At 34.6% G+C, this 13,693-nt stretch carries 7 protein-coding genes; 3 read left to right on the top strand and 4 right to left on the bottom strand.

What is annotated here, in order from left to right; genetic code table 11:
• The first annotated feature begins 46 nt into the window (after nt 1–46).
• The 3 genes from AC9UEH_RS05785 to AC9UEH_RS05775 all read left to right on the top strand — a co-directional run bounded on the left by AC9UEH_RS05785 (nt 47) and on the right by AC9UEH_RS05775 (nt 8,997).
• Entirely contained in the window at nt 47–886 is an 840-nt protein-coding gene (locus tag AC9UEH_RS05785; protein ID WP_509529462.1) for an ABC transporter permease, read from the top strand.
• Nucleotides 887–958: 72 nt separating this feature from the next.
• Nucleotides 959–3,199, top strand: coding sequence for a T9SS type B sorting domain-containing protein (locus AC9UEH_RS05780; RefSeq protein WP_509529460.1), 2,241 nt, complete (start codon nt 959–961; stop codon nt 3,197–3,199).
• A 32-nt stretch (nt 3,200–3,231) separates the two neighbouring features.
• Nucleotides 3,232–8,997, top strand: coding sequence for an FIDD domain-containing protein (locus AC9UEH_RS05775; RefSeq protein WP_509529457.1), 5,766 nt, complete (start codon nt 3,232–3,234; stop codon nt 8,995–8,997).
• Between the two features lie 223 nt (nt 8,998–9,220).
• Here the strand turns inward: AC9UEH_RS05775 and AC9UEH_RS05770 are convergent, their stop codons facing one another.
• The 4 genes from AC9UEH_RS05770 to AC9UEH_RS05755 form a co-directional block, all read right to left on the bottom strand.
• Complete coding sequence (locus AC9UEH_RS05770; protein WP_509529455.1) at nt 9,221–10,633, bottom strand: ice-binding family protein; 1,413 nt, start codon at nt 10,631–10,633, stop codon at nt 9,221–9,223.
• Nucleotides 10,634–10,739: 106 nt separating this feature from the next.
• Complete coding sequence (locus AC9UEH_RS05765) at nt 10,740–11,429, bottom strand: phage tail-like protein (RefSeq protein ID WP_509529453.1); 690 nt, start codon at nt 11,427–11,429, stop codon at nt 10,740–10,742.
• A gap of 3 nt (nt 11,430–11,432) precedes the next feature.
• On the bottom strand, nt 11,433–12,572 hold the full coding sequence (locus tag AC9UEH_RS05760) for a phage tail-like protein (protein WP_509529451.1): 1,140 nt from the start codon (nt 12,570–12,572) through the stop codon (nt 11,433–11,435).
• Nucleotides 12,573–12,584: 12 nt separating this feature from the next.
• Nucleotides 12,585–13,172: a phage tail-like protein gene (locus tag AC9UEH_RS05755; RefSeq protein WP_509529449.1), complete on the bottom strand. Its 588-nt coding sequence runs from the start codon at nt 13,170–13,172 to the stop codon at nt 12,585–12,587.
• Nucleotides 13,173–13,693: the final 521 nt, after the last annotated feature.

The following is a 13,693-nucleotide window of genomic DNA, read 5'->3' as shown; positions in this document are numbered from 1 at the left end:
TGCAATTTAAAAAATTAAAATCTCAAATCTCAAATCCCAAATCTAAATGAAACGATTACTTTATATAGAATTACAAAAAATATGGCTCAGCAAATCAAGTAGAATCTTAACAATTAGTTATTTCTTTTTGCTTTCTTTTATCGCTTTAATAGCCTCAATAAAATTTAATATTGGTAGTTTTCAATTGCATATTGCAGAGCAAGGAATTTTCAACTTCCCCTATATTTGGCATTTCAACACATATATTGCGGCAATTTTAAAATTCTTTTTGGCAATTGTAATTGTTTCAATGATGGCGAACGAATACAGTTATGGCACCTTAAAACAAAATTTAATTGACGGAATGAGCAAACAAGAATTCATTTTATCAAAATTCTTAACTGTTGTTGTTTTCGCTTTTGTATCTACTATTTTTGTTTTTATAATGTCGTTAATACTAGGTTATAGCTTTTCGTCCTATACCGAATTTAGTATTGTTTTCAGTGATTTACAATACCTGTTGGCGTATTTTATTAAATTAATAGGCTTCTTTTCTATCTGTCTGTTTTTAGGAATGTTGGTAAAAAGATCGGCATTTGCAATTGGATTTTTATTCGTTTGGAATATCTTAGAATCCATTTTAAAAGGGATTTTGAATTTTAAAGTATTTCCTGAAGGTAAAACTGCTGAAAATATTACGCAATTTCTACCATTAGAGTCAATGAGTAATTTAATAGTTGAACCTTTTTCGAGATTATCAGTTGTGAAAAATATTCAAACTGCCATTGGTGGCGTGGGGAACGGCAAAGACTACAGCGTTCATTTCACAGCCATTTTAATCGTTTTAGCGTGGACTGTTATTTTTATGTTAATGTCCTACAAATTACTAAAAAAACGAGATTTATAGTATCTTTGTGATGCTATGAAAATTTTACCCAATTCCCTCTTTATTGTTTTACTTGTTTGCTCTTCATGGGTAATGAATGCGCAGTATATTCAAGTTGACGATACGTATACCGCACAACAATTAGTTCAAAACGTATTGGTAAACAATAGCCCTTGCGTTAATGTCAGTACTATTTCAGTTAGTGGAGATACTTTTAGTGGCATCCAAAACAGCTATGGTTTTTTTACTAACAATACCGTCATTTTCCCTTTTACAAGCGGAATAATCTTAACAACATCAAGAGCGAAAAAAGCAGAAGGTCCAAATTCAAGCTTAATAGACGAAGGTTCAACTTCTTGGGCTGGAGATTTCGATTTGGAACAAGCATTAGGAATAACTGGGAGTATAAATGCAACATCCTTAGAATTTGACTTTGTCCCATTATCAAGCAATTTAAGTTTTGACTATATCTTTGCTTCCGAAGAATACCACGACAATGCTTCGTGCCGCTATTCTGACGGTTTTGCATTTCTACTCAAGGAAGCAAATTCACAGGATCGTTATGAAAATTTAGCACTAGTACCTAATACTACAACCCCTGTAAAAGTCACTTCAGTTCATCCGCTAATTCCGGGTGCTAATGGGTGTCCCGCTATAAATGAGTACTATTTTGATGCATTTAACGGAATGGAATATCCTACAAATTATAATGGGCAAACAGTTGCTATGACTGCGAGAGCTACTGTTGTAGCAGGCAGAACCTATCATATTAAGTTAGTAATTGCCGATGAAGGAAATTATCGATATGATTCTGCTATTTTTTTAAGTGGTGGGAGTTTTAATGTTGGTGCCGATTTAGGTGAAAATAAATTGATTGCTACTAATAATCCAATATGTGATGGAAATACCTATAATTTAAATGCTACGCAATCGGGTAACAATACCTATAAATGGTTTCGTAATAATTCTGAAATTATTGGTGAAATAAGTCCAATTTATACCGTGAGAAATTCTGGAGTTTACAAAGTTGAAATTACTTTAAACGGTACTGCCTGTATTGCAACTGGAACTGTTACTATTGAATATAGTGCAAAACCAGTATTAACAAACACTATTTTGATTCAATGTGATGATAATAATGATGGCATTACTACTTTTGATTTAACAAAAGTGAACAGCATCATTACAAGTGGAAATTCACAATTAAGCGTTCCAGTTTATTTTAAAAATCCAACGGACATAAATCCCATTCCAAATCCTACAAATTATCAAAATCTAACATCAAATACCGTTTACGGAAAAGTGATTAATCAATTTGGGTGTACCGCTTTTGCGACTGTAAACCTTCAAATTGCTAATAATATGATTGCCACACAAAATCCAATTATTAAATGCGATTCCGATGCTAATCAAGACGGTTTTATAGCATTTAACTTAAATTCAGATGTAACCCCACAAATTTTATCTGGCTTGCCTTCTGGTCTTGTTGTTGAATATTATCTTACTGCTAATAATGCAGTTTTACAACTTAATCCGTTATCAAATACGTACACAAATACTACTGTAAATGAACAAATAATCTATGCCCGAATTGTAAATGGCCCTGATTGTTTCGGAATTACTCCAATAAAATTAAAAGTTGTCGTGTTTACACCTGCAAATTTTAATGATGAAACTGTCTATATATGTGACGGAAATCCGAAGAGAATTGCTATTGCAAATGGTTTTTCGAGTTATTTATGGAGTAATGGAGCAATAACATCTTTTACCGCAATTGCTACCACGGGAAATTATACCGTAACTGCGTCTAATGCAGAAGGATGTATTGCAACCAAAAAATTTATTGCAATGACTTCGGGAGTTGGAACAATAACTTCTGTAGAAATTAATGATTTTTCTGGAAATGAAAACTCTGTATTAATCAATTATACAGGAATTGGAGTTTATGAATTTTCACTTGATGGGGTTCATTATCAAAACAGTCCTTATTTTATAAATTTACCTGAAGGAGATTATTTAGTGTATATTAAAGATATAAATGGTTGCGGCATACCAACTCCCACAAGAATTTATGTTTTGGATTACCCAAGATTTTTTACACCCAATGGAGACAGTTATAATGATTTTTGGAAAATAAAAAATAGTGCCAAATATCCGAATATGTTACTTTATATTTTTGACAGATATGGAAAATTAATAACACAAGTAAATCCAAAAGGAAATGGCTGGGACGGCACCTATAATGGACAACAAATACCAGCAGATGATTACTGGTTTACAATAATATTAAATAACGATAGAATTATCAAAGGGCACTTTGCGCTATTGAGATAAATATACTATTTTTACACTTTATTAATTAATTTATGAAAAAAATAGCCATACTGTTTATTCTGGTATCTTCCTTGAATTCATTTTCTCAGTTAAGTAACAGACACTGGATACCACCATTACATTCAAGAGACAACACTGCTATTTCTGATCAATATATCTATATGTCTACCAATGAAACTACACCGTTTCAGGTAACTGCAACTGATGGCAATGGCACCCCTTATGTTGGATCACCATTCACAATATCCGCAGCAACTCCAGCGTCATTTACAATTGGGACAGGACAACCGACAAAAATGTTTCTAAGTTTAAGTGATGTAAATACCGTTGTTTCTGGAAAAGGAGTAATGCTTCAAGGACCAAAAGATTTTTATGTGAGTTTTAGAATGCGTCATCCAAGTCACGCGGAAACTATTATTTCAAAGGGAAGGCCTGGAATAGGAACAAGCTTTAGATTGGGTTGTTTAATTAATGAAGATCAAGACGCTAGAAAGAACTTTGTAGCCAGCGTTATGGCTACTGAAAATAATACTACTGTAACATTATCAGATTATAATACAGGTGTAATTTTTGCAAGCGGTACTGGAAATATTACTGCTGACACCCAAACCTATACTTTAAATGCAGGTCAGTGTATTGTATTTAGTGGCTATAGTAATGTAATTGCAAATTTAGATGGAATAATTGGTGGTTTAGTAACTTCAAATAAACCTGTAGCTGTTAATACCGGAAATGCACTTGGGGGAATAGAAAATGGGAAAGCTGATTTAACTTTAGACCAAATTGTATCAGCAACCCAAATTGGTACTGATTATATTTTTATTCAAGGAAATGGAGTTTCTACAATGGAAAATCCGTTAATTGTTGCTAATGAAAACGGAACAGAAATTTATGTTAATGGAGGGGCAACACCTGTTACCACAATAAATGCAGGTCAATATTATTTAGTACCAAATTCTTATTATCAAGGTACCAATAATAAAAATATTTATGTCAGGGCTGGTAAACCTGTTTATGCCTATCAATTTTTAGGAGGTGGATCGAGTACAGCTACCTCTGGGCTAAATTTTATTCCACCATTGAGTTGCTTTTTTCAAAATTCTGTAAATATTCCATACGTAAATCAAATTGGAACCAATACCTATACCGCCGATTTAATGATATTGACCTACTCCAATGCGACGATATCTATTAATGGAGTTGCTGTCCCTACAACACAAGCACAGGCTGTATTAGGAAATACCGACTGGGTATCCTACAGAGTTGGAAACCAAACTGGAAATCTTAATGTAGTTTCTACTGGACCACTAGCGGTTGGAGTTTTTGGATTCCAGGGTACAGCGGTTGGATTCGCCGGCTACTATTCTGGTTTTGGTAGTACGCCACAAGATACCAATATAAGCATCTGTTCAAATACCACAAAAGATTTATTCACTGTAATTACAGGAAATCCAGGAACAGGTGGGACTTGGTCTGTCCCAACAGGCGGCAGCCCATTAACTGGAAATATTTTTGATCCCGCGATTAATTTACCAGGTGAATATATTTACACCTTTACTAAATCATGTAATACTTCGCTTACAACAATAAGTGTTAAAGTAATTGTTGCTATCCAACAAATTAATAAAACAGGGGTTAGTACTACAACTTCTTCGTGTGTAACAACGCCTTCCTATAATTTATTTAGTTTATTAGGAAGTACTGCAGAGGTTGGCGGTGTATGGAGTCCAGTATTAGCCTCTGGAACAGGAGTTTTTAATCCTGCCGTTGATGCTGGGGGAATTTATACTTATAGTTTTGCCGCAACGGGAGCTTGCCTAGCCGTTTCCTCTACTGTAAATGTTAATAATTCAGTAGTCCCTGTAATAAATACTATCAGCAATTTTGCTAAATGTGATGATGCTTTAGATGGTAACGATACTAATGGTTTAGCTACATTTAATTTAACTTTAAAAAATAGCGAGGCTTTAGGAACTCAAACTGGAGTTAACGTAACGTATCACACAACTCAAAATGATGCTAATTTAGGTCAAAACGGGATTACATCTATAAATACTGCAAATAGGGTTATCTACGTAAGATTAACAATGGCAACTTCAGGATGTTATATGACTACCTCTTTTAACCTTGTTGTAAATCCTATTCAAACCATAACAACTCAGCCTTTAGCAACTCAAGATATTTGTGTTGGAGGTACTGTTCCTGCTTATTCAGTAGCTTATACTGGAGGATTGGGTACAGCAACTTTACAATGGTATAGCAATAGCACTAATACTACTTCGAGTGGTACCGCAATTTCAGGGGCAACAGCTTCATCTTATGCTCCACCTACATTTAATACTCCAGGAAATTATTACTATTATGCTAAAGTTACACTTTCAGGATTAGATTGTGGTAGTGTGGCGAGTAATGTTGCATTAGTTAATGTAGTTCCAGACCCAACAGTTAGCATTAACCCAAATACTCAAATTATTTGTCAAGGAGCTGTCCCGACAGATTTGGTGGTGACACCATTGGGAGGAGTCGGGACTTATAGCTATCAATGGTACAATTCTCCGTCAAATACAGTAATTGCTGGTGCTACAAGTGCAAATTACACCCCTTCAACAGCAACTGTTGGGACATTATCCTATTATTGTATTATCTCACAAACAGGATTGGCTTGTTCTATAACAAGCCCAGTAGTGAGCGTGCAAGTAGTGAATAATCCATCGGTAAGTACACAACCTTTAGCAACTCAAACAGTTTGTTTGAATGGCGCACCAATAAATTTATTTATTTCTTTATCGAACGGAACAGGAACACCTACTTATCAGTGGTATTCTAATACCGTTAATGCACTTGGAGGGATTTCAATTTCAGGAGCTACCGCTATTACGTATACTCCTCTAACTCTGGCCACAGGAACAATTTATTATTATTGCATTGCAACTTATGCCAATGGTGGATGTGGTTTAGTGACTTCAAACATTGCACAAGTCATTGTAAATCCAATTCAAACTGTAACACCTCAACCATTAGCTAGTCAAGATATATGTGTTGGAGGTATTATAGCACCATTAGTTGTAGGTTATACAGGCGGAGTAGGAACTGCTACTTACCAATGGTATAGCAATCCAGGTGGAATACTAATTTCAGGAGCAACGGTTTCTTCTTATACTCCTGGAACATTTACTTCAGTAGGGGATTATAACTACTATGCTACAGTAACCTTATCAGGTTCTGGTTGCATAAGTGTTGCTAGTAGTACTGCATTAGTTCACGTTGTACCCGACCCAATAGTTAGCATTACCCCAAATACTCAAATCATTTGTCAAGGAACTACCCCAACAGATTTAGTAGTAACTCCTTCAGGAGGTGTAGGTACTTATAATTACCAATGGTACAATTCTCCTGCTAACACAATTATAGCTGGAGCTACAACAGCTAATTACACTCCGGCAACAACTTCAGTTGGCACACTTTCCTATTACTGTGTTATCACTCAAACAGGGCTTGCATGTTCAGTTACAAGTGCAGTGGTTAGCGTAAAAGTAGTTGATAATCCTTCTGTAAGTACTCAGCCTTTAGCGAGTCAACCCATTTGTATCAATAATACCCCAATAACTTTAACTACTGCTTTTATCAATGGAACTGGAATTCCAACATTTCAATGGTACTCTAATACTGTTAATTCATTTACTGGAGGCACAGTAATTACTGGCGCTAGATCCCTAAGTTATATTCCAGTTACTACTGTGGTGAGAACCCTATATTATTATTGTATAGCAACTTATGCAAATGGAGGTTGTGGGACGGTTTCTACCAATATTGCTGAAGTAATTGTAAACCCTTTGCCAATAATAAATGAAACTACTATTGTACAATGTGATGATGATTTAGATGCAATAACTGCTTTTAATTTGACCGTAAATAATAATCTAATTTCTGCGAATGCTTCAAATGAAATCTTTACTTATTATACTTCTTTTGCCGGTGCTAATGCCAATCCGACCTTTGATGTAATTTCCAATCCACTAGCTTTCACAAATACAACCCCTACCCTAATGTACATTTGGACTAGAGTCACTACTGTAAATGGCTGTTATCGAGTTGCAAAAATAACGCTACGCGTTCCCGCACCAAATATTCCAAGTACCTATAATATTACTATGCCAGCTGTTTGTGATGACTTTTTAGATACCAACGGAAATAATAATGCCAATAATAACGATCGCGATGGAATAGCAACCTTCAATTTTAGTTCAACAGAACCTACAATTAGAGCTTTATTACCTACAACTGGTGTATATTACATTAAATATTATAGAAATAAAGCAGATGCATTGGCTGAACAAAATGTAATTACAAATCTTACTAACTATAGAAATATAGGCTATCCTTCAACGCAGAATATTTGGGTCAGAATTGATAGTGATATTTCCAATGCATGTTATGGATTAGGACCTTGGGTTACTTTAAATGTACAAGCAAAACCATTTGCTCACACCGTTTCTATACCGAGACAATGTGATGATAATTTAGATGGTATTTTCAATTTTAATACGGCAAACCTAGAACGTGATTTATTACTAGGACAAACTGGCGTGGCTGTTACTTATTTCGATTCTTCTAACAATCCGTTGAGAGATTCCAATAATAATTTAATTAGAAGCCCATTTCCCGCAACATTCTCATCAACATCACAAATAATTAGAGCGGTGGTAACTAATACTACGCCACAAGCGTGTTGGTACGATACTACAATTCAATTTATAGTAGATAAATCTCCTATTAACTTTACAATTCCTGCAGCGTTAACTACCTCATGTGATGATGAAACGGATCCTGCTTTGCAAAATGGACAATTTAATTTCACAAACTCGCTAGCGATTCATACTATTGTAACTTTTGGTCAGCCCTCTGGACTACTTTACGAATATTATGATGAAAACAATGTGTTATTGTCAACTCCTCTTCCAAATCCATTGCCAGTTACATTAACAAAAAATATAACTATCGTAGTATACAATCCAATAAATCCAACCTGTAAAATCACAAAAACCATTACGTTTACTGTGAATCCTGTGCCTATAATTGAATTAGAAGCGTCAACATTGGTTTGTAGTAATGACCCTACATTCTTTGCATTATTAGATGCTGGTATAACTGATGGTACGCCAACTACCAATTATACATATATATGGTATAAAGATGGCGTAGTAATTCCAACCGCAACTTCCTACACGCTAAATGTAAATGCTGAAGGAATATATACCGTTAAAGTTATAAATTCGTTGGGCTGTTTTAGAACAAGAACAATTACAGTTATTGCCTCCAATGCGGCACAATTTCAAATGCCAACCATAATGGATTTAAGCGATAATAATACAGTTATTGTAAACGCCACAGGACTAGGAAATTATGTATATAGTTTAGATTTCCCAAATGCCTATCAAACCATTAATATATTTACAGATGTCGCTCCAGGAGTTCATACGGTATATGTTAAAGATTTAGATGGTTGTGGAACTACATCGCAAGTTATAAATGTGATTGGAATACCAAAATTTTTCACTCCAAATGCTGACGGATTTAACGATACGTGGAATGTACTTGGGCTAACTACGACAAAAAATTACAATACTACTATTTACATTTTTGATCGCTATGGTAAATTATTGAAACAACTAAGCCCAATTAGCAAAGGATGGGACGGTACATTTAACGGTGGAATTATGCCTGCAGACGATTATTGGTATACCATTTATTTTGAAGATGGGCGAACTGCTAAAGGACATTTTACATTGAAACGATAATTTAAGTTAATCGAAAGTTTAAATGTCGTAAGTAAAAGTCTATAAATAGTAAATAACTATTAAAATCAGTCTATTGTAAAATTATATGTTTTATAATACGACACTTAATCGCACTTACTGTTTACATGAAATAAACTGCTGTATTATACAAGAAGGTTTGGATTAATTAAAACGATTGGTATAAACCGAGCTAAAAAACGACGAGCAAATAACCAAAAAGGAATTATCTAACACTAATGAGTGTTAATATTCTGTTTTTTAGTGTTATTTTTCCGGAATCTACACTCCATCTAATGTCAACACTTTGACCTGCTCCTACAGTTGCTATTGCTTGTAAAGTAAAATCAACAGTATGTAAAGTACTAGATCTACTTCTTTTGGAATTTGCAATTAATGTCCCGTTTTGATAGACACTAAATGTAGCTAAAGCACTTCCCACCAATGCTGTATAGAAAGTTCCTGTAACCGTTGCGGGTGCAAACGAAGCCGTTGTGATGCTTCCTGTTTTTGTTCCAATGTCTCCAGTAACATACGATGCTCCTGCATTTGAAATAACTCCTCCTTTACTAAAAATAGAAAAGGATACAATCAATCCCCAATTTACTGCAGATGTACTTCCAGTATTGGTAACGTTAGAACCAGATATACTAATGGCACCACTATTAATAGCTAATAATTTTCCAGTTAAAGTACAGCCTGCAGCCAAGTCAACTGCTCCACTATTAGAAATAAGACTTCCTTTTATTTTTGCATTTGCACCAATTGCTACTGCTCCTTCGGCAATCCAAAACACATCTGAGGCGGATGCGCCTCCTTGCAAAACAACTGAAACGTCAGCTCCCATACTTAATGCAGCTCCAAACTTAAAAATATAGGTGCCTGAACCATTCAAAGTGATGACAACTCCTGCTGCAACTGTACCCGCAGCAGCAATATTATAAACACCCGGTGTAAATGTTCTCGTTGGAATAGCACTTGCAATAGTCTCGGTAAAAGCTATTGCCATTAGTTCATCGTAGCCAGCAAGCATATCTACAGAGGCTTGCGAAGTCCTATCACTAGGGTCAATTTCATATTGTGCATTGAAAGAAACGGCATAAGTACCACCCAATGCTGATGTTAATGACATTCCGGGAACTACTTCATCTGAAGTGGTCCGTGTATTTATCTCTGTAGCACTAGTAGCCGAATAATATCTATCGGAGTTGGTCAAAACAAAGGCGGTTGTAGCTAGTTGTGTTGTATTCGTATTTGCAATTGGGGTAGGCGCTATGGGTACGCCAGTAAATGTTGGTGAATCAGTAACCGCAATACGAATCCATAACGAGTTATTCCAATAATAAAAACCTGGAGTAACCCCAGTTGCTCCTGTGCCTGAAGTGGCAGTATTATAAACCGTCATACCGCCAGTAATTGTTCCCGTCATAGGTGAAGCATTATCAGTAGCCACTAAAGCTAGTCGTGGTAATAGCAAACCTTTAGAAGGAGAATTTAGTTCCAAGACGGCATTAGAATCTATATTCGTAGATCCAGCACCAATTTTAGCAGTTGATTGCGCGTTTAATGTGGAGGAAATTAAAGCTAAAACAAATATGTAAATATTTATTTTAGCTTTATTACCTATTTTAATATTCATGATGTACTACCTATTCCAATTATTAATTTGTCTAATCTTTCTGGTATAATGCTACAGTTTATTTCATTAAGGAAACAAACTGCAGCATATTTTTAATTCTTAATGATTAATCAATTAAATTCCACTTAGTGCCATCCGATTGTATTCTAATCGTTTTAGAATAGTTTAAACTTGTAAAAGTATCACCAGTAACAGTAGTAATTACTCGGCTAAAAGTTAACACATAATTCGAGACATCTACTTTACGAATGGTGTATATTTTACCTGTACAATTAAATGCACCACTACCAATAATAGCAGGATTAGCACTCGAATCTGCTACTACTGCTGCATTAGTTGAAGGATTAGGTAATGTTATAGTTGCACCTGCTGTTACACCAGTTAAATCAAATAAAATAGTATTATCTCTATACAAAGCAGTGTAATTTGCTACTTTAGAAGTAATAGTCTGAGTATTGGAGCTAGCAGCATCCGCAACACGAACCCATTGTGTGCCATCCCAGTAGTAAAAACCTGGAGTAACCTCAGTTGAACCTGCGGTTCCTGCACTAGCAGTATTATAAACCGTCATACCCGGAGTGATTGATCCTGTCATAGGTGAAGCACTATCAGTAGCCGTTAAAGCTAGTCTTGGTAATAGCAAACCTTTTTTATCAGATTGTAGTTCCAAGACTGCATTAGCATCAATAGTCATGGCATTAACCCCTACTTTTTGAACTGTTTGTCCAGAAATAAAAGATGTAACAAATAGAAATGCGATGCAAAGTAAATAAAATTTTTGTTTAGTAATTTTCATAATTTAATTAATTATGTACCAATTGGTACCGTTAGATTGTATTTTGATTGATTTTGGATAATTAAGTTCAGAAATAGTTTCTGAATTAGTTATGTATATATTGGGTGCAAAGGTGATTATATTGTTTGTTACATCAATTTTTTTGATGATTAATATTTTGTTTATACTTGTACTTACGTCAGGTAATGTTACCGTAAAACCGGAATTGGCTGCATTACAAAGAATAGTATAATCCGAATTTACTATAGTATAATTACTAGTTTTGATACTCAATACTGTAGTATTCGTTGTGGTGGCACTTGCAATTCGTTCGTCAACATACTGCTTATTAGCAGCATCATTATTGTCTATTGGGAGTGCTAAACCAGACACTATGAAACCCGAGACATCAATATTAGCTACTGCTGGTCCAAATCCACTAATTGGAATAGTTGGTTTGTTCAAATCTGAATTTATAATGGTGCCGTCAATAATTTTAGAGGTAGTAATTGCATTATCATTTATAGTCAATACGCCCGAATTATTAATACTTGCATCACCACTCACTACTACTTCTGAAGCTACATTAGCTGCATTACCAATATTTATCTTGGAGTCTGTCAGTTTTTTTACATAGGTTTTAGTGGCTTTTTCTGTAGGAAATTTTATATCCGAATTAGAACTAAAAGTGCCATCAGTACTTTTATTAATGGCATCTTCTTTTAAAATATCACTTGAAGAAGAGCCACTAGTAGTAGTTGCAATTGGTTTCCATGTACCACCTTTTAATGTGGTGCTTTTATTATCATAATACCAAAAACCTGGAGTTACTGCTACGATTGCATCTGCTGCTGATGCTAATGTATTCCCTGTTCCGGTATTATACACTAACAAACCATCAAAACGCGTTGGATAACTCGTGCCCACACCTATTGGACTTCCTCCAAAATTTGCAAAAGTTGTTAAATCCGTTCTCGGATAAAGCAATCCTTTACCGAGATTCGTTGAATTATTAATGGAACTATTCGAAGACGCATCAATAAAAGCAGAACTATTTAACGCAACACTATTGTTGATTGAATTAACAATTCTGACTTGACCATTAACTTTCACCACCACTGTTAGTCCTATTAAGATAAGTATATTTTTAAGATTTATATTCATTTAATTCTTTATTTAATATCCTGAAATTACCGAATAACTACCATTTCCTGTGCCACCCAAATACATCAAAATATATCCTTGTACCCCTGATAATGTTTGATTTGCCGCTTCTCTTGGTAAAGGAGAAACATCAATACCATTTACTCCTTTATTAGTAACGTAGAATTTTTTCCCTATTGGCACTCCTGAAGTGGGCAATACCATTGTAATACCAGCTGTATTAACGTTCAATAAAATAATATCATCGGTCGCCAAAACGGTATAGTTACCTGTTTGTTCCGCTGTAATATTAAGCGCTGTTGTACTTGTAGTTGCTCCTAATTTAACCCATTTTGCTCCATCATTCGTATACATTCCCGGTGTTACGTCTCCTGCAGCAGCGGTATTGTAAATTGTCATCCCTGCAACGTGCGCAGACAATGGAGAATAAGAAGTTGTACTGGTTAATGCAACTCGCGGAAACAAAACCCCTTTAGTAGTAGATTCTAATTCTAAAAGTGAAGAGCTATTCAAAGAAGTAACATTGTCACCAATTTTGACTTGCGCAAACACATTTAAAGAAAACACTACAACTGCGATACAAAATATATTTTTAAACATTATTCATTTTTGATGGTACATTTTATTCCTGTGAGTTTTAAAACCGACTCTTTTCTCTAAACTATTTTTTAAAATTTTAAAATTTTTATCAACTACAAATCTGTGTGTTAAAAAAAACTTATCTAATAATTCAACCAAACAGTTTAAAATTGTTTGCAAATATAAATCGTATTTTAATTACTTAAAACACTAAGTAATAGACGGGTGTATTTGCGAATAAGTGTAGCTTTATCTGTTTTAACGGTTTTTATAAGTGCTTATTTGGAGTATTTATTTCAAAAAAAGAAGGGTATTTTGTAATTATTAGTACTAAAAAAGTCAAAAAAACGAAATAATCGAGAGTTGAAGGTTGTAAAATTGATAAATAGATGAAAGATAATAGATAAATAAGTCGAAAATTTTAATGTCGTAAAGTCAAAAGTCTTGAAATAGTATAAACCAATTTAAAATTAGCAAATTACAATCTAAGAGATAATATAAGGAAACCACTCTTTCATAAATTATAATTCATAATTACTTTA

This window comes from Flavobacterium sp. (assembly GCF_040402835.1).
In the GTDB taxonomy this organism is placed as follows: domain Bacteria; phylum Bacteroidota; class Bacteroidia; order Flavobacteriales; family Flavobacteriaceae; genus Flavobacterium.
The sequence above is the reverse complement of the archived record's forward strand: the minus strand, read 5'-3'. Positions and strand labels throughout refer to the sequence as shown.

What these genes read in the sequence shown, in the direction of transcription:
- AC9UEH_RS05785 (WP_509529462.1), top strand. Translation starts at nt 47, where the DNA reads ATGAAACGATTACTTTATATAGAATTACAAAAAATATGGCTCAGCAAA.
- AC9UEH_RS05780 (WP_509529460.1), top strand. Translation starts at nt 959, where the DNA reads ATGAATGCGCAGTATATTCAAGTTGACGATACGTATACCGCACAACAA.
- AC9UEH_RS05775 (WP_509529457.1), top strand. Translation starts at nt 3,232, where the DNA reads ATGAAAAAAATAGCCATACTGTTTATTCTGGTATCTTCCTTGAATTCA.
- AC9UEH_RS05770 (WP_509529455.1), bottom strand. Translation starts at nt 10,633, where the DNA reads ATGAATATTAAAATAGGTAATAAAGCTAAAATAAATATTTACATATTT.
- AC9UEH_RS05765 (WP_509529453.1), bottom strand. Translation starts at nt 11,429, where the DNA reads ATGAAAATTACTAAACAAAAATTTTATTTACTTTGCATCGCATTTCTA.
- AC9UEH_RS05760 (WP_509529451.1), bottom strand. Translation starts at nt 12,572, where the DNA reads ATGAATATAAATCTTAAAAATATACTTATCTTAATAGGACTAACAGTG.
- AC9UEH_RS05755 (WP_509529449.1), bottom strand. Translation starts at nt 13,172, where the DNA reads ATGTTTAAAAATATATTTTGTATCGCAGTTGTAGTGTTTTCTTTAAAT.